The sequence below is a fragment of the Usitatibacter palustris genome, assembly GCF_013003985.1.
In the GTDB taxonomy this organism is placed as follows: domain Bacteria; phylum Pseudomonadota; class Gammaproteobacteria; order Burkholderiales; family Usitatibacteraceae; genus Usitatibacter; species Usitatibacter palustris.
The window spans coordinates 531808-549147 of sequence record NZ_CP053073.1 but is presented as its reverse complement, the minus strand read 5'-3'; the positions used below and the strand labels follow the sequence as shown (position 1 = coordinate 549147).

The 17340-nt window shown below is 65.4% G+C and carries 17 protein-coding genes; 9 read left to right on the top strand and 8 right to left on the bottom strand.

Annotation, left to right across the window (positions count from 1 at the left end; all coding sequences use genetic code 11):
- Positions 1–69: 69 nt before the first annotated feature.
- Positions 70–1179, bottom strand: a complete 1110-nt coding sequence (locus DSM104440_RS02970; protein ID WP_171160526.1) for a metallophosphoesterase — start codon at positions 1177–1179, stop codon at positions 70–72.
- 39 nt (positions 1180–1218) lie between these two features.
- On the opposite strand from DSM104440_RS02970, the gene DSM104440_RS02965 reads away from it, so the two are divergent.
- Positions 1219–1995: a hypothetical protein gene (locus tag DSM104440_RS02965; RefSeq protein WP_171160525.1), complete on the top strand. Its 777-nt coding sequence runs from the start codon at positions 1219–1221 to the stop codon at positions 1993–1995.
- A gap of 73 nt (positions 1996–2068) precedes the next feature.
- Complete coding sequence (locus DSM104440_RS02960; RefSeq protein WP_171160524.1) at positions 2069–2533, top strand: tetratricopeptide repeat protein; 465 nt, start codon at positions 2069–2071, stop codon at positions 2531–2533.
- A gap of 54 nt (positions 2534–2587) precedes the next feature.
- Here the strand turns inward: DSM104440_RS02960 and DSM104440_RS02955 are convergent, their stop codons facing one another.
- Genes DSM104440_RS02955 through ettA form a run of 4 tightly spaced genes read right to left on the bottom strand, consistent with a single transcriptional unit; the run spans position 2588 to position 6849 of the window.
- Positions 2588–3130 carry a hypothetical protein gene (locus DSM104440_RS02955; protein ID WP_171160523.1) on the bottom strand — a complete coding sequence of 181 codons (543 nt, stop codon included), beginning with the start codon at positions 3128–3130 and terminating at the stop codon, positions 2588–2590.
- A 59-nt stretch (positions 3131–3189) separates the two neighbouring features.
- On the bottom strand, positions 3190–3588 hold the full coding sequence (locus DSM104440_RS02950; RefSeq protein WP_171160522.1) for a YkgJ family cysteine cluster protein: 399 nt from the start codon (positions 3586–3588) through the stop codon (positions 3190–3192).
- On the bottom strand, positions 3585–5126 hold the full coding sequence (locus tag DSM104440_RS02945; protein ID WP_212758187.1) for an ABC transporter substrate-binding protein: 1542 nt from the start codon (positions 5124–5126) through the stop codon (positions 3585–3587). The genes DSM104440_RS02950 and DSM104440_RS02945 overlap by 4 nt, the downstream gene beginning before the upstream one ends.
- 58 nt (positions 5127–5184) lie before the next feature.
- On the bottom strand, positions 5185–6849 hold the full coding sequence (gene ettA / locus DSM104440_RS02940) for an energy-dependent translational throttle protein EttA (RefSeq protein WP_171160520.1): 1665 nt from the start codon (positions 6847–6849) through the stop codon (positions 5185–5187).
- Between the two features lie 86 nt (positions 6850–6935).
- Between ettA and DSM104440_RS02935 the strand changes: the two genes are divergently transcribed.
- On the top strand, positions 6936–8078 hold the full coding sequence (locus DSM104440_RS02935) for an alpha-hydroxy acid oxidase (protein WP_171160519.1): 1143 nt from the start codon (positions 6936–6938) through the stop codon (positions 8076–8078).
- Between the two features lie 28 nt (positions 8079–8106).
- Here DSM104440_RS02935 and DSM104440_RS02930 read toward each other — a convergent pair whose 3' ends face one another.
- Positions 8107–9792, bottom strand: a complete 1686-nt coding sequence (locus DSM104440_RS02930) for an IlvD/Edd family dehydratase (RefSeq protein ID WP_171160518.1) — start codon at positions 9790–9792, stop codon at positions 8107–8109.
- A 70-nt stretch (positions 9793–9862) separates the two neighbouring features.
- Here DSM104440_RS02930 and DSM104440_RS02925 point away from each other — a divergent pair, with 70 nt between their 5' ends.
- The 5 genes from DSM104440_RS02925 (at position 9863) to DSM104440_RS02905 (ending at position 14400) form a co-directional block, all read left to right on the top strand.
- The gene (locus DSM104440_RS02925; RefSeq protein ID WP_171160517.1) at positions 9863–10828 is read left to right on the top strand and encodes a Bug family tripartite tricarboxylate transporter substrate binding protein; all 966 of its coding nucleotides are present in this window, start codon (positions 9863–9865) and stop codon (positions 10826–10828) included.
- Positions 10829–10847: 19 nt separating this feature from the next.
- The gene (locus DSM104440_RS02920) at positions 10848–12743 is read left to right on the top strand and encodes a C13 family peptidase (protein WP_171160516.1); all 1896 of its coding nucleotides are present in this window, start codon (positions 10848–10850) and stop codon (positions 12741–12743) included.
- 96 nt (positions 12744–12839) lie between these two features.
- On the top strand, positions 12840–13391 hold the full coding sequence (locus DSM104440_RS02915; protein ID WP_171160515.1) for a VOC family protein: 552 nt from the start codon (positions 12840–12842) through the stop codon (positions 13389–13391).
- A 2-nt stretch (positions 13392–13393) separates the two neighbouring features.
- The gene (locus tag DSM104440_RS02910; protein ID WP_171160514.1) at positions 13394–13609 is read left to right on the top strand and encodes a hypothetical protein; all 216 of its coding nucleotides are present in this window, start codon (positions 13394–13396) and stop codon (positions 13607–13609) included.
- A 35-nt stretch (positions 13610–13644) separates the two neighbouring features.
- Positions 13645–14400, top strand: coding sequence for an SDR family oxidoreductase (locus DSM104440_RS02905; RefSeq protein ID WP_171160513.1), 756 nt, complete (start codon positions 13645–13647; stop codon positions 14398–14400).
- A gap of 61 nt (positions 14401–14461) precedes the next feature.
- On the opposite strand, the gene DSM104440_RS02900 is transcribed toward DSM104440_RS02905, so the two are convergent.
- Positions 14462–14899 carry a YXWGXW repeat-containing protein gene (locus DSM104440_RS02900; protein ID WP_246212083.1) on the bottom strand — a complete coding sequence of 146 codons (438 nt, stop codon included), beginning with the start codon at positions 14897–14899 and terminating at the stop codon, positions 14462–14464.
- A 13-nt stretch (positions 14900–14912) separates the two neighbouring features.
- Positions 14913–15278, bottom strand: coding sequence for a YXWGXW repeat-containing protein (locus tag DSM104440_RS02895; RefSeq protein WP_171165640.1), 366 nt, complete (start codon positions 15276–15278; stop codon positions 14913–14915).
- 724 nt (positions 15279–16002) lie between these two features.
- On the opposite strand from DSM104440_RS02895, the gene aptA reads away from it, so the two are divergent.
- Positions 16003–17340, top strand: coding sequence for an omega-aminotransferase AptA (aptA, locus tag DSM104440_RS02890; protein WP_171160511.1), 1338 nt, complete (start codon positions 16003–16005; stop codon positions 17338–17340).

The window sequence follows — 17340 nt, the reverse complement described above, 5'->3', positions numbered from 1 at the left end:
GATGCGACAGGCCGGTTACCGCGCCCGCCGAACGGCCCGTTGCGGGCCGCATGCCGTCATTGTACGCGGTTATCCCGCGGCTACCGCCTGCGCGCCACTCACGAGACGGATGCGCGTTATTTCAGAAGGAATACCGAAACGATTCGGCGGCCCCCAGTAGCCGGTGCCGCGATTGATGTAGATCCACATCCGCCCAAGTCGGTGAAGCCCCGCGGTGAAAGGCTGCTGCAGGCGCACGAAGAAATTCCACGGCCAGAACTGGCCGCCATGCGTATGGCCCGAGAGCTGCAGGTCGGCGCCCGCTTCGGCGGCGAAAACGGCGCTGCGTGGCTGGTGCGCGAGCAGCACCTTGGCCGAGGACGCGGGCGCGCCCGCGAGGGCCGCGCGGGCATCGCTGCGATGCGATTCGTCGAAGTGATGCGCGCTGTAATCGGTGACGCCGGCGACGGTGACCTGCCCGCCGTCGTGCTCGAGGACCACGTGCTCGTTGAGCAGCACGCGCGCTCCCAGTCGCCGCAGCTCCGCGATCCACGCGCGCGCCCCCGAGTAATACTCGTGGTTGCCGGTGACGATGTAGGTGCCATGGCGCGAGGTGAGATTGGCCAGCGGCGCGGTGTCGCGCGCGAGCTCGCCCACGCTGCCATCGACGAGGTCACCCGTGATCGCCACCATGTCGGCGCGCAATCCATTGACGCGTTCGACGATCGCCTCCACGTAGGCGCGCTTGATCGTCGGCCCGACGTGGATGTCGCTGATCTGCGCGATCGTGAAGCCTTCGAGTGCGGCCGGAAGATTGGCAATCGCTACGGTAACGTCCTTCACGCCGGCCGTGCGGCGCGCCATCAGGTAGCCCACCGCGGTCACGATCGGCACGAGCGCCATGACGGCGAGCGAGCTCGGAACGAGCCACGCGTCGTGCAACGACGGTCTCGCCAGCGCGAGCGCGATCAGCGCGAAATCGCGCACGAACGTCAGGACCAGCAGGGAGGAGAACGCGCCGGTCATCGTCCAGGCGAGCGCGATGCGCCACGGGCTCAGGTCGCGCGGGTGGAATCGCCGGGGCAGGACCAGGAAGCCCACGAGGAGGACGATCGCGCCCACGACGGCGGCCACGACTCCGAAGGGCGAAAGCAGGCGAAAGCCGATATAGACCGTGAGGAGCGCGAGAATCGGGACCATCGGGAGGACGTGGGGATGGCTCTGTAGAATTCAACGACCATGATGCGCCTTGCTGCTGCCCTGGTCCTCGCCGTCTTCGCGCTCGCCGCGCAGGCAGAGCTGCGAGTGCGCGTGGCCGAAGTCGATCCACCCGCTCCCGCCACCCTCGCGCGCGACGAGATGCTCAGCCTCCGGATCGAATACACCGGTGCCGACGGCGTGAACATCTGGGCTCGTCCCTTCTACAAGGGCCAGCCGGTGTTGAAGGTCAGGACGAATGCTTCGCTCAAGCACTCGGGCGATGGAACCGCACTCGCGTGGTTCTCGCTCGACGAAGCCGCGGAAGTCGACGAGATTCGCATTCGTTCCGGCGGCGGCTCGCCTTACCGCGAGAGCGAAGTGCTCAGCTATCCGATCAAGGTCACCGGTACGGGGCAGCCCGGCGCGCACCATGCGCGCGCGCCGTGGGTGGGCGAGCTGCTGCAGGCCGGCGAGGAAGCGCGCAAGGCGGCTATCGTCGCGGACCGCAGCTCGCCCCTCGAAGGAAGGAGCCTGCTGGTCCTCGTGATATTCGGTCTGGGTTTCCTCGTCGCCGTGTTCGGCGGTTTCGGCCTGCCCGCGTGGGCCACGTGGAAATGGCGCGGAGCCTGGCGCGCGCTGGCGGCTCTGCCGCTCGCCTACATGGTGTTCACGGCGCTGCGCATCGTGGTGGACGTGGCGCTCAAGCCCACCTCGCACAACCTGTGGCCTTTCGAGATCCTGATCAGCGGCGGCACCTGCATCGTCGCGATCGCCGTGCTCGGTGTCGCCCGGAAGCTCATGCAACCCCGGGCCTGAAGATTGCAGGCATCCGGTTGGCGCACTGGCTCGTATGGTTGTGCGAGACCCCCGTCCCGCAAGGAGATTTTCGATGAAGAGAATTGCAAGCACCTGCCTCGTTGCCCTGGCGCTGGCCGCCCCCGCGGTCGCGTTCGCCGAAGCTTCCGAATACCAGCCGCGTGCCGAAGCAACGGCGAGCGACTACGACGACGCATTGAAGGCCATCAACCGCAAGGACTGGCGCAAGGCGATCACCTCGCTCGAGAGCGCGGCGCGTGTCGATCCGAGCAACGCCGATATCCAGAACCTGCTCGGCTATTCGAATCGCAAGAATGGCAACCTGGATGCCGCGTTCAAGCACTACGACCGCGCGCTGCAACTCAACCCGAAGCACCTGGGCGCACACGAGTACGTGGGCGAGGCCTACCTGATGGCGGGCAAGCCGGCGAAAGCGCGCGAGCATCTCGCGACCCTCGAGCGGCTCTGCCCGGCGACGTGCGAGCAGCGCGAGCTGCTCAAGAAGGCCATCGCGGACTACGAAGCGAAGCCGCGCTGACCGCGAACCGGTTGTAATTCGTTCACCCGCACGCGGAACATCCTGCGCGCGGGACTAGCGCGTGAGCAGCGGGCTCGGCGGATCGTCGGGCATCTGGTTCGTGCGATCGACGTTGGTCCGCGGCACGATCATGTTCCAGCGCTGGCCGTTGATGGCGACCACCTTCTGGTCGCGCAGTCGCTGGCGCGCGACGGCCTTGTCGAGTTCCGGCGTGCGCAGCGGCGCTTCAACCTGCGTTGCGTTGCCGCTGCTGGCCGCCACTTCCGCCGCACCGATGAAGGTTTGGGTTTCATCGACGGTGACGGCAGCCGCTTCGACCGTCGCGGCATCCTGCATGAACACTTCCTTGAAGACGCCCGGCTGCACCTCGACGAAATTGCGCACGCGCGCGTGGCGATTGGCCGGGTTGGGCTGGATCGTCGTCCCATCCTTGCCGGCGAGTGCTTGCGGCGTGACGGCCGTGGAACCCGGCTGCATCGTCGTATTGCGCGAGGCGTTGTTGGCGGGATTGTTCGACGGCGCCTGCGCGAACGCGGATGCAGCGCCCAGCGCGAACAGGATCGATGTGAAGAGGATCGTAGGCTTCATCTGACGCATGGCATTTCTCCTTGGAATGGCCTTCTCCAAGGCTGCAATGCCCGTGCCAGATCCACCGCTCAGGTGAGTGCGACGTACTCCGGATCGCCCTGCTGCTCGCGCTCGAACCTCAGGAAGTCGTAGTAGCCGCAGCTGTTGGCCGCCGGGTACTTGCGGCACACGCCGGGCCGCGCCTCGTAGACCGTGCAGCGGCGCTTTTCCTGGTCGAAGAACATGCACGCGCTGTCGAAGATCGTGTCCTTGCGATGGCGCAGGAGCGGCTTCTTCGTCGTCGCCTCGGGCTTGGTGAAGCGCTTGCGCGCGACATCCACGTCGAGGTCGAAGTGCTTCGCGAGCCGAGCGATGTCGTACTCGGTGATCTCGATGTCGGTATAGGTGCAGCAGAATCCCGGGCACTTCATGCAGTTGTAGCGCTTGCGCTCGGCGCGCACGGGAACGGGGAATGGCTTCTTGCTCATGGAACTTTGACCCAGGGTAACCAAAGAATGTTGTTGGGACGATGCACGACGGTGACGCCCTTGCGTGACACCCAGGGAATCACCTGCCGGTGCAGCGGGATGACCAGCACTTCGTCCTGCACGATCTGCACGGCGCGATTGATCATGTCCTGGCGCTTCGCGGCGTCCATCTCGCCCTCGGCCGCGTCGATCAGCCGGTCGACTTCGTCGTTCTTGAAGTTGCCGTAGTTCGCGTCGCCCGCGCCCATCGTGTTGCGGCTGTGCAGGCAGGGCTTGAGGATGAACATCGCGTCCGACGAGCCGCCGCCCCAGCCCGACATGAAGGCGCTCGCATCGCGCTTGAGGATCTTCGGGAAGTAGAGCGTCTTCGACATCGTCTCGATCTTCGCGTTGACGCCGATGCGCGCCCACATGCCGGCGGCGGCCACGCAGATCTTCTCGTCGTTCACGTAGCGATCATTGGGGCAGTGCATCGTGAAGCTGAAGCCGTTCGGGTAGCCCGCTTCGGCGAGCAGCTTCTTCGCGGCGGCCGGGTCGTAGGGCAGGCGCTTTTCCATCGCCGCCGGCACGCCCGCGCCCTTCGGGTCCATGAGCGCCAGGCCCGTGGGAACGGACAGTCCGCGCATCACCTGCGTCTTGATCGCATTGACGTCGAGCGCCTGGTAGAGGGCCTTGCGCACGCGGACATCCTTGAAGGGGTTCTTGCCCTTCACGTCCGAGTACAGCAGCTCGTCGCGCTCCTGGTCGAAGCCGAGCATGATCACGCGGATTTCGCCGCCCTCCCAGACCTTGAGCGCCGAGTCTTCGCGCATGCGGGGGACGTCCTGCACCGGTGGATCGAGCACGAAGTCGACCTCGCCCGATTTCACCGCCGCCATGCGCGTCACCGGGTTGGTGATCGGACGGTACTCGACCGTTTCCACGTTGCCCTCGTAGAACTTGTCGCGCACGCCCCACCAATCCTTGTTCTTCACGTGCAGCGTCTTCACGCCCGGCTCGAACGTCACGAGCTTGTAGGGGCCGGTGCCCATGGCGTTGCGCACCGCGAAGGTTTCTTCCTTGTTGGCGAAGTCCTGCGGCTTCACGACGTTGTTCTTCTCGCACCACTTCTTGCTCATGATGTAGATCGAGTTCACGGTCTCGAGCATCACGGGGTTCGGGATCGGCGTCGTGAATTCGATCGTGTGCTCGTCCACCTTGCGCGCCACGCCGGTCTGGTTGGCGTAAAGCTTGAAGGTGCCGCTCGCGAACTTGGCGCGCTCGAAGGAGAAGATCACGTCCTCCACGGTGAGCGGGCTGCCGTCGTGGAAGCGCACGCCCTTCCGCAGCGTGAAGACCCAGGTGGTGGGACTCGTGTTCTTCCAGGAGGTCGCGAGCGCCGGACCGATCGAGTAGTCCTTGCCGCGCGCGACGAGGTATTCGTACACCAGGCCGTTCATGCCGTTGGTGAACGATTCGTTCTGTCCGTGGGGATCGAGCGTCGAGGCGTCGCCCTGGGAGGACCAGCGGAAGTTCTTGGCGGTGGCGGCTGGAGCCACGACCAAAGCCAGGCAAAGCAACGCAACCCGCAGCCCCATGACCGACCCTCCCGAACCGCTACTTTAGCGCCTTGAAGCGCAGGCGGTGCGGCGCGGCTCCCTCTTCGCCCAGGCGCTTCTTCTTGTCTTCCTCGTAGTCGCTGTAGTTCCCGTTGTAGAAGGTCCACTGCGAATCGCCTTCGCACGCGAGGATGTGCGTCGCCACGCGGTCGAGGAACCAGCGATCGTGCGAGATCACGAGCACGCTGCCGGCGAACTCCTGCAGCGCATCTTCGAGCGCGCGCAGCGTTTCCACGTCGAGGTCGTTGGACGGCTCGTCGAGGAGCAGCACGTTGCCGCCCTTGAGAAGCGTCGAGGCCAGGTGCAGCCGGCCGCGTTCGCCGCCCGAGAGCTGGCCCGCGAGCTTCTGCTGGTCCGAGCCCTTGAAGTTGAAGCGGCCGATGTAGGCGCGCGACTGCATCTCGAATTTGCCGACCGTGATGATGTCCTGGCCGCCCGAGACAATTTCCCAGACGTTCTTGTCCGCGGGGAGCTTCTCGCGCGACTGGTCCACGAACGCCATCTCGACGGTGTGGCCGATCTTGATGTTGCCTTTGTCCGGCTTCTCGGTGCCCGTGATCATGCGGAAGAGCGTCGACTTGCCCGCGCCGTTGGGGCCTATGATGCCCACGATGGCGCCCGGCGGAACCTTGAACGACAGGTTGTCGATCAGCAGGCGGTCTCCATAAGCCTTGGACACGCCCTCGAACTCGATCACTTCGCTGCCCAGGCGCTCGGCGACCGGGATGAAGATTTCCTGCGTCTCGTTGCGCTTCTGATGCTCATAGGACGCGAGCTCATCGAAGCGCGTCATGCGCGCCTTGCTCTTCGTCTGGCGGCCCTTCTGGTTCGCGCGCACCCACTCGAGTTCTTTCTTGAGCGCCTTCTGGCGCGCGCTCTCGGTGGACTCTTCGCGCTTCAGGCGGTCCTGCTTCTGCGTGAGCCACTGCGAATAGTTGCCTTCGTACGGAATGCCCGTGCCGCGATCGAGCTCGAGGATCCATTCGGCCGCGTTGTCGAGGAAGTACCGATCGTGGGTCACGGCCACCACGGTGCCCGGGTAGCGCGCGAGGAACTGCTCGAGCCACTCGACGCTTTCCGCATCGAGGTGGTTCGTCGGTTCGTCGAGCAGCAGCATGTCGGGCCGCGAGAGCAGCAGGCGGCACAGGGCCACGCGACGCTTTTCGCCCCCGGAGAGCTTGTCGACGAGCGCATCCCACGGCGGCAGGCGCAGCGCATCGGCGGCGACATCGAGCTGCGTATCGGTCGTGTCGGCATCGGCGTGCGAGAGGACTTTCTCGAGGCGTTCCTGCTCGGCCGCGAGCTTGTCGAAATCCGCATTGGGCTCGGCATACGCGGCGTAGATCGCCTCGAGCTGCTTCTTCGCCTGGAAGACTTCGCCGAGTCCCTCCTCCACCGCTTCGCGCACCGTTTGGCCGGGCGTCAGCTTCGGTTCCTGCTCGAGGTAACCGATCTTGAGGCCGGGCATCGCGCGTGCTTCGCCCTCGATGTCCTTGTCGAGTCCGGCCATGATCTTGAGGACCGTGGACTTGCCCGCGCCGTTGAGGCCAAGAAGACCGATCTTCGCCCCGGGGAAAAACGAGAGCGAGATGTTCTTGAGGATCTGGCGCTTCGGGGGAACGATCTTCCCGACGCGCTGCATGGTGTAGACGTACTGAGCCATCGGAGCAACCTTCAGGTGATTGCAGCAAAACCGCTATTTTCGCCTATTACGGAGTCAGGCGCACGTTCAATGCAAGAATACGGGGCATGATCCTGTGCCTCGAAGACTTCGAAGGCGCCGCAAGGCGCCGCCTGCCCCGCCCCATCTACGCCTATTTCTCGGGCGGCGTGGAAACCAACGCCTCGCTTGCGGACAACCGCCGCGCGTTTTCCGAGTGGGGCTTCGTGCCGCGAACGCTCGTGGATGTCTCGAAGCGTTCGACATCGACCACGCTTTTCGGCGAAACGTACGCCGCGCCCTTCGGCATTGCGCCGATGGGGCTTTCGGCGCTGGCGACTTATCGCGGGGACGTCGTGCTTGCGACGGGCGCGGCGAAGGCCGGCATCCCGATGATCATGAGCGGCACCTCGCTCGTTCGCCTCGAGGACGTGGCGCAGGCCGCGCCGAAATCCTGGTTCCAGGCGTACCTGCCCGGCGCGCCCGAGCGGATCCTGGCACTCGTCGATCGCATCGCCACCGCCGGGTTCGGCACGCTCGTGCTCACCGTGGATGTCGCGGTGCTGTCGAGCCGCGAGAACAACGTGCGCGCCGGATTCTCCACGCCGCTGCGGCCCTCGCTGCGCCTTGCATGGGATGGGATCTGCGCGCCCTCGTGGACGTTCGGCTGCTTCCTGCGCGCGATCGTCCGCGACGGCATGCCGCACTTCGAGAATTCATTCGCCGAGCGCGGCGCACCCATCCTCTCGGGCTCGGTGCTGCGCGACTTCGTCGCACGCGATCACCTCAACTGGTCGCACGTCGAACTGATCCGCAAGCGCTGGAAGGGCCGGCTCGTCATCAAGGGCATCCTCTCGAAGGAAGACGCGCTGCTCTCGCGCGAGCACGGTGCGGACGGCGTGATCGTCTCCAACCATGGCGGCCGGCAGCTCGATGGAGCGGTGTCGCCGCTGCGCGTGCTGCCGGAGATCGCGGCGGCGGTGGGCGGATCGATGCCCGTCATGATGGACAGCGGCATTCGCCGCGGCACCGACGTGCTGAAGGCGCTCGCACTCGGTGCGGACTTCGTCTTCGTCGGCCGCCCGTTCCTCTATGCCGCCGTCGTCGAAGGTGAAGCCGGCGTCGTGCGTGCGGCCGACATGCTCGCGACCGAGATGAGTGCGGGCATGGGGCTGCTCGGCATCACATCTCTCGACGAACTCGGGCCGCACATGCTGCGGCCCCTCAAATAGAGGGTCCAAATAGAGGGGTCAGACCCCTCTATTTTCGGAGGAAGTCGAAGTCGACGCCCTTGTCCGCTTGCGTAACGGACTGCAGGAAGAGCTTGCGATAGCCACGCGGTGCAACCGGCGCCGTGACGGGGTTGGCTTTCGCGCGAGCCGCGAGTTCCTCCGCGCTCACCAGCAGTTCGATCGAGCGCGACTTCACGCTGAGCCGGATGCGATCGCCGCTCTTCACGTAGGCGAGTGGGCCGCCGATCGCGGATTCAGGCGTGACGTGCAGCACGATCGTGCCCGCCGCCGTGCCGCTCATGCGGCCGTCGGAAATACGCACCATGTCCTTCACGCCCGCGCGCGCGAGCTTGCGCGGGATCGGGAGGTATCCCGCTTCGGGCATGCCAGGCGCGCCGCGCGGCCCGATGTTCTTCAACACGAGGATGTCCTCGGCCTTCACGTCGAGCGCGTCGTCGTCGATGCGCTTCGCGAGGTCCTCGAGGTTCTCGAACACGACGGCGCGGCCCTCGTGCTCCATGAGCTTCGCATCCGCGGCCGATTGCTTGATGATCGCCCCACCGGGCGCGAGGTTGCCGCGCAGCACGGCAATGCCGCCTTGCGCGAAGATCGGTTTGTCGCGGCTCCTCACGACGTCCTGCTTGAAGCCCTCGCCCGAGGCCTCCAGCTCCTCGCCCAGCGTGCGGCCCGTGACGGTCATCGCATCCAGGTGCAGGAGCGGCTTCAATTCACGCAGCAGTGTCGCCATTCCACCGGCCGCGTGGAAGTCCTCCATGTAGTGCAGGCCGGAGGGCTTCAAGTCCACGAGCACCGGTGTTTCGCGCCCGAGCGCATCGAGACGCGCGAGGTCGAGGTCGATGCCCAGCCGTCCGGCGATCGCCGTCAAATGAATGACACCGTTGGTCGAACCGCCGATCGCGAGCAATACGCGCAGCGCGTTCTCGAACGCATTCGCCGTCATGATCTTGTCGGGCGTGAGCTTCGACTTCGCAAGCTGCACTGCGACCGCGCCTGTACGTTCCGCAACGCGAATGCGATCGGCCGTCACGGCGGGCGGTGACGCAGCACCGGGAACGGACATGCCGAGCGCTTCCGTGACGCACGCCATCGTGCTCGCCGTTCCCATCACCGAACACGTGCCCACGCTCGCGACGAGCTGCTGGTTCACGCCACTGATTTCCGCGGCATCGATTTCCTCCGCCCGGTACTTTGCCCAGAAGCGCCGGCAATCGGTGCAAGCGCCGACGCGTTCGCCACGGTGCGAGCCGGTGAGCATCGAGCCGGTCACGAGCTCGATCGCGGGAACGTTCGCCGAAGCGGCACCCATCAACTGCGCCGGTACGGTCTTGTCGCAGCCGCCGATCAGGACGACCGCATCCATCGGCTGCGCGCGGATCATCTCCTCGGTGTCGATCGACATGAGGTTCCGGAGATACATCGACGTCGGCGCCGAGAAGCTCTCGTGGATCGAGATCGACGGAAAGTCCATCGGCAGCCCGCCCGCGAGCATCACGCCGCGGCGCACGGCCTCGAGCAACTGCGGCGCGTTGCCATGGCACGGGTTGTAGCTGCTCGCGGTGTTGGCGATGCCGATGATCGGGCGGTCGAGCGCGTCGTCGCTGTAGCCCGCGCCCTTGATGAAGGCCTTCCGCAGGAACAGCGAGAAGCCGCTGTCGCCGTAACTGGTGAGACCTTTCTTGAGACCGTCGCTCATCGGAGTATCAAGCCCTGGGTTTCGTTGGCGTTACCATGGGCTCGATTCTATCGCCCCGAGGAGACCCCAGATGAAAACAATGAGAACGATCGTTTCCGTGCTCGCGTTCGCTGCGGGCGCCGCATTGGCCCAGTACCCCAACAAGCCCATCAAGCTCGTCGTGCCCTACTCGCCCGGCGGAGCCACCGACGTGATCGGCCGCGTGCTGGCCCAGCACCTCGCGGCACCCCTCGGCCAGCAGGTGATCGTGGAGAACAAGGCGGGCGCCGGCGGCAACCTCGGCGCGGAATCGGTCGCGAAGGCGCCACCCGACGGCTACACGCTGCTCATGGGCGCGATGACCTCGCACTCGATCATGGCGACCCTCGAGAAGGATTCGATCCGCTACAACCTCGAGAAGGACCTCATGCCTGTTTCAATGGCCGGATCGGTCCCGCTCGTGTGGGTGGTGAATCCGTCGCTGCCGGTGAAGGACATGAAGGAGCTGGTCGCGTACGCGAAAGCCAATCCCGGCAAGCTCACGTACGCGTCGTCGGGCGCGGGCGCGCCGCAGCGCATGTGCGCGGAGCTTCTTCGCCGCATGGGCGGCAACCTCGACATGGTCCACGTTCCCTACAAGGGCAGCGGCCCGGCGATGACCGACCTCGTGAGCGGCCAGGTGAACACGATGTGCGAAACCGTTCCCGCGTCGATCGGCTTCATCAAGGCGGGACGCCTGCGCGCGCTCGCGGTCACCACGCCCAAGCGCATCTCGATGCTGCCCGATGTCCCGACGACCGCCGAAGCGGGCATGCCCGGCTACGAGGTCGCGTCGAATTTCGGCGTGGCCGCACCCGCGGGAACGCCGAAGGCGATCGTCGATCGCCTGAGCGCGGAGATCCAGAAGGTCCTCGCCAAGCCCGAGGTGCAGGAGCAGATGCTCGTGCAGGGCGCGTACGCGACGCCGAGCAGCCCCGAGCAGGCGCAGGCGGCCATTCGCGCCGAGATCGACAAGTGGGCGAAGGTGATCAAGGACGCGAATATCAAGGCGGACTGAGCGCCTTGCAGGAGTGGCGATGAGCAGCAAGATCAGCGCACCGCTCGCAGACGCTTTTCGCATCGCCTTCCTGAGGCGTCTTCCCGCGGATCGTCCCACCACGGGCTGGGTCCGGATCCTCGCGGCCGCATTCCTCACGTTCGTTCCCGCGCTTGTCTATTCGCTCGCCGCGATCGGGAGCGAGGGCATGCTTCAGTGGGACAACCTGCCCGACGGCGGTTACTCGGTCTTCGTCGTGTTCATCGGCGCGATCGTGTTGGGCTCGCTGGGCGGAAGGCACGAGGCCATTCCCACGATCCTCCTGGCCGGGCTCCTCGCGACGTTCGCGATCGACTCGATCGTCCTCGCGATCTTCGGCACGATCTACCACGCGGCCGGCGAAGTCGCCGCCAAGCTCTTCCCCTACGGCGCGATCTCGAGCGTGTGGCTGGCGATCGCCATGCTGCGCTTCGCGCTTTCGCGCGTACCCGGGCCCACACCGCGCGGCGGCTGGATGTTTCTCGCGGCCGCGTTGTTCGTCGCCTTGCCGCTCTGGTACGTCAATTTCTCCTTCAGCATCTGGGACTACGACTACAGCCGAAAGGGTGACGACGCCGATCCGGCGGCGAAGGCGATGAGGGCCACGCGCCTGGCCGCGGCCTCCGAGGAACAGATCTACGCGCAACCGAGGATCCTCGAGCGCGAGCTGGCCGCGGTCGAACCGGGCCGCAAGGGGGTCGTCGATGTGTACTTCATCGGCATGGCCGGCTACGGCAACCAGGACGTCTTCATGCGCGAGGTCGATTCGGTCGCGAAGCTCATGCGCGAGCGATTCGACGCGGGCGGGCGCATCGTGAAGCTCGTCAACAATCCCAAGACGGGCCTCACCTCGCCCATCGCGAGCGTCACGAGCCTTCGCGCCGCGCTCAAGCGCGTCGCCGCGGCGATGGATATCGAAGAAGACGTGCTCGTGCTGTTCCTCACGTCGCACGGTTCGAACACGCACCGGTTCTCGATCGAGCTCTGGCCCTTCCGCTTCAACGAGCTCACGCCCGCCGTGCTGCGCGAGGCGCTCGATCAATCCGGGATCCGCAACCGCGTCGTGGTCGTCTCGGCGTGCTACTCGGGCGGCTTCATCGAACCGTTGAAAAGCGACACGACGCTGGTCATGTCCGCCTCGTCGCCGGATCGCAATTCGTTCGGCTGCAGCAATGAAGCCGAGTGGACGTACTTCGGAAAAGCCTATTTCGACGAGGCATTGCGCAAGACGCGCTCGTTCACGGAAGCGTTCGACATGGCCAAGCTCTCGGTCGCGCAGCGCGAGAAGGAGGAGAAGTTCGAGCCCTCGGATCCGCGCATGGCGCTGGGCAAATCGATCGGCCCCGTGCTCGCGGCCCTCGAGCGCGACCTCGCGAGCGCAAAGCGCGCGCCCGCGCCGGTCGTGCCGGTGGAGAGCCGCAAGCGCGACGCCTACGACGAGTACGTCGACCTCACCTTCGATCCGTCGACCGTGGGCGAGCTCGTGAAGACGTGCCGCCACAACATGTATCTCGCGAGCCCCGGCGTCGGCATCGATCGCGCCCCGGACCTCTTCGGCGGAATGAACAAGTCGAGCGCGCATTGGCCGCGGCTCGAGGCCGCCTGGGAGCGGTACTCGGAGACCTACTGCCGGCGCTCCAACGACCCGGCCCTCCTGCGCGGCACGTACGAGCGCCAGATCCGCGCCCTCATCGCGCCCGGCGAGCTCGCGCCGGTCGTTCGCTTCCTGCAGACGCCTGCGGGAAAGGCGTGGATCGCCAAGGAACAGGAGGCGTTGCGCCGACAGTCGATCGAGCTGGGTGTGGCCTATCGCGAGATCGGCGACGACGACTACCGGAAATTCCTCGCCGAGTCGGACGCGATCGTGAAGGAACACCAGTCCCGCGGAGGGAAGTGACGGCCGGCGCGGAACTTGTCGATTTCATCGAGGGCCAAACGACCAGTGAGTGCCGCGGTCGATCGTGGCACCCCGAAATCACCAGGAGCGAGTCCCATGGCCACGAAAGCGAAGAAGAAATTACCGGCGAAGCGCAGCCGGCCCGCAACCGCTGTCCCGGAAATCTCCCCCTGCCTCTGGTTCGACAGCGAGGGGCACGAGGCCGCGAAGTTCTACGTGTCGATTTTCAAGAAGAGCCGCATCAAGCAGGTCACGCGCTATCCCGGCATCGGCCAGGACATCCACGGCAAGGCCGAGGGAAGCGTGATGACCGTCGAGTTCGTCCTGAACGGCATGTCGTTCACGGCGCTCAATGGCGGCCCGGCGTTCAAGTTCAACGAGGCGATCTCCCTCATGGTCCTGTGCAACACGCAGAAGGAGATTGATTACTACTGGGAGAAGCTCGGCGCCGGCGGCGATCCGCGCGCCCGGCAGTGCGGCTGGCTGAAGGACAAGTACGGCGTGTCGTGGCAGATCGCGCCGGCGGGCTTCGAGCGGCTGTACAAGGATTTCCGTTCGGAGAAGACGCGCCGCGCGTTCGCGGCGATGATGCAGATGAAGAAACTCGACATCGCGGCCCTCGAAGCCGCGTACAAAGGCAAAGGATGACCATGCGCTTCAAGCTCCAGGTACAGGAAGACGAGAAGGATCCGCGGCAGTGGCATGACGTGAATGCGAGCGACGGGTCCCTGCTCGTCTTCGACGACGAGTCGGTCGCGCGCAGCAAGCTCGAGGAGCTCTATCCCATCCTCGTGAAGATGGAACGCTTCGAGCAGGATACAAAGCGTACCCGCGTCCTGCGCATCATCGAGGACGACGACGACTGATTACAATGTTCGGGTTCTCACAAGAGGATCCGAACATGTCATCCAGCAATAAAGTAGCGATCGTCACCGGTGCGGGTACCGGTATCGGCAAAGCCGCCGCCCACGCCCTGCTGAAGGCCGGCTACAGCGTCACGTTCGCGGGGCGCCGCAAGGAACCGCTGGACGAAGCCATCGCGGAAGCGGGGGCGGCCGCCAACGCGCTCGCCGTGCCCACCGACGTGGGCAATCCCGAGTCCGTGCGCAACCTGTTCGCGAAGACGAAGGAGCGATTCGGCCGCCTGGACGTGATCTTCAACAACGCAGGGATCGGCGCGCCACCCGTGCCGATGGAAGACCTCACGTACGAGCAATGGAAAGCGGTCGTGGACGCCAACCTCACCGGCGTCTTCCTGTGCACGCAGGAAGCGATCCGCATGATGAAGAGCCAGACGCCGATGGGCGGACGCATCATCAACAACGGCTCGATCTCGGCGCATGCGCCGCGGCCGAACTCCGCGCCCTACACCTCCACCAAGCACGCGATCACCGGCCTCACGAAATCGACCTCGCTCGATTGCCGCAAGTACGACATCGGCTGCAGCCAGATCGACATCGGCAACGCAGCCACGCCGATGACGGAGCGGATGCTCAAGGGCGTGCCGCAGGCCGACGGGCGCATCGCGGTGGAGCCTCGGATGGATGTGGCCCACGTCGCGAGCGCCGTCGTCTACATGGCGAGCCTGCCCCTGGATGCCAACGTGCAGTTCATGACGATCATGGCGACGAAGATGCCATTTGTCGGGCGGGGCTGACGGATCCTGACCCGGCACTCGCCGGCGGATCCGTCAGTCCTGAGCGCGCGAAGGATCTGCTTTACCCCCGTCTCGGATTGCTCGGGTAACGATCCCGGCTGTCGGGAACGCCGTCGTTGTCGTGGTCGTTCGGCCGGGCATCCGCGCGGTTGGGGATGCCATCACGGTCGTTGTCGCGGTAGTCATTGCCGCGATAGCGACCTTGCTTCCAGCCGCCCTGGCTGAGGTGCCAGCGCCCGCCGTCGTTCAGCCACACGGGTTGGGCGTAGTAGTAGCCGGGGCGCTCACGCACCCACGTGCCCTGCACCCAGGCGTGGCGGTTGTAGCGATAGTCCCAGTAACCCGGGACCCACACGTAGCCGCGGCGCGGCGCAGGAATCGGCTCGTAGCGAACCGGCGGCGGACCGAAGTTGAGATAGACATCCACGGCCGCGCTTGCCACGGAAGGCATCGTGGCGGCGGAGCCGGCGATCAGCAGTCCAGCAAGGATCTTGCGCATCATTCTTCTCCTGTCAGGATGACGGTTGATTGCGCGCCCAATGGCCCACGACGAATTCCCAGCGGCTCCCGTCGGTTTGCCAACGCGCGCTTTCCCACGTGTACCCCGGGCGTTCCTTCAGCCACTCGCCAGGCACCCACTTGTAGTGGATGCCGTTCCACATCCAGAAGCCGCGGGACCAGGTTTGTCCCTTGCGCGGTTTCGGATTGGGCTCGTAGCGCCCCTCGGGTGGTTCCGCGCGCGTCGTAAGCACGATGTGCTCGGGACTTGCTGCGGCCACTGCGGGTAAAGAGATAGCGCCCAGCGTGATCGTGGAAACTGCCACGACTACCTTAACGATGAGGATCGGGGACGCGTTTACCGCGCTCACGGTGGGCATGACTCAATTTACGTCTGGACACATTTCGCGATTCATCGGCATTCGCCGCGTCGCGGTGTCGGGATGCTCTGACACTGTTCTAAAGCGGGCGCGACAAGGCCGTCGACCGGGTGCCTCATACGAGCTGCACCGCGTCGCTTACGCTCGCGGTTCCCTCACCATTCGAAAACGGCCGGCGTCACGGTCTGATCGTCAACGTCCTTACTGTTGGGACACTGCGGTCCTCAACTCAACTCGACCGTGCCGAAACCCCGTCCGTTTTCGAATGGCTCGGTGCGCTCGAAATCGGCACCCGGTCGACGGCCTCGTCGCGCCGCGTCATCGAAATGCGATCGGATCGCAGATGTTGACGCCCGTTATCGTCGACGAAATCCGCCCATAACGCGCGACGTCATGGACGTTTGCAATGGGCGCGATGCCCGCATCTCGATGGCGTGGTGGGGCAAGGGCGTCGAGGGAGTGACGATTTCGAGCGCACCGAGGCCTTCGAAAACAGGCGGGGTTTCGGCACGGTCGAGACAAGTGGGCGGCCGAAGAGCCGCACACAGTAGAGAGGTTGACGATCAGACCGTGACGCCGCCTGTTTTCGAAGGCCGAGGGAACCGCGAGCGTGAGCGAGGCGGTGCAGCTCGCATGAGTCACTCCCTCGACGCCCTTGACCCACCGATTGACCGTCGGTTGCTGGTCGGAGAGGTAGAATTGCTGTCAGAAAACGGAGACCGCAATGACCATCCTCTCGGACCAACTGCACCTGCATCCCGACCAGCTCGGCGCGTACTGGATGCCGTTCACGTCGAACCGCCAATTCAAGGCCGCGCCGCGGATGATCGTGCAAGGCGAGGGCATGTATTACACCGATGCCGACGGCCGCAAGGTGCTCGATGGCTTCTCGGGCCTGTGGTGCTGCAACGCCGGTCATTGCCCGAAGCCCATCGTCGAAGCGATCCAGAAGCAGGCCGCGGTGCTCGATTACTGCGCCGCCTTCCAGATGAGCCATCCGCTCGCGTTCGAGCTCGCCAATCGCATCGTCGAGATCGGGCCCAAGGGCCTGGGCCACGTCTTCTACGCGAACTCCGGTTCCGAGGCGGTCGATACGGCGCTGAAGATCGCGCTCGCCTACCAGCGCGTGAAGGGCGAAGCGTCGCGCACGCGCCTCATCGGCCGCGAGCGCGGCTATCACGGCGTGGGCTTCGGCGGCATCTCGGTGGGCGGCATGGTCGCCAACCGCAAGATGTTCGGCGCGATGCTCGCCGGCGTCGATCACCTGCCGCACACGCACAACCTCGCGAAGAACGCGTACACCAAGGGCATTCCGGAGCACGGCGTCGAGCTCGCCGACGAGCTCGAGCGCCTGGTGGCACTCCACGACGCGTCGACCATCGCCGCGGTGATCGTCGAACCGATGGCCGGATCCACCGGCGTGCTGCTCCCGCCGAAGGGCTACCTCAAGCGCCTGCGCGAGATCACGAAGAAGCACGGCATCCTGCTCATCTTCGACGAAGTGATTACCGCGTACGGACGAATGGGGGGCGCTTTCGCCTCGCAGGTGTTCGACGTCGTACCGGACATGATCACGTTCGCCAAGGGCATCACGTCGGGCACCGTGCCGATGGGTGGGGTGCTGGTGTCGGACGAAATCCACGACGCGTTCATGGTCGGCCCGCCGGGCGCCGTGGAGTTCTTCCACGGCTACACGTACTCCGCGCACCCGCTCGCGTGCGCCGCAGGCATCGCGACGCTGCAGCACTACAAGGACGAGGACCTTTTCGCGCGCGGCGCGAAGATGGGCCCGGTGATGGAGAACGCGGTGCATTCGCTCAAGGGCACGAAGCACGTGATCGACCTTCGCAACTACGGCCTCGTCGGCGCGGTGGAGCTCGAGTCGCGGCCCGGCGCGCCGGGTGCGCGCGCGTTCGACGTCTACCTCAAGTGCTGGGAGAAAGGCGTCGTGCTGCGCACCGCGGGCGACACCGTCGCGATCGCGCCTTCGCTGATCGTCAAGGAAGACGAGATCGGCCGCATCGTCACGACGCTGCGCGAAGCGATCCTGGAGACCGCCTGA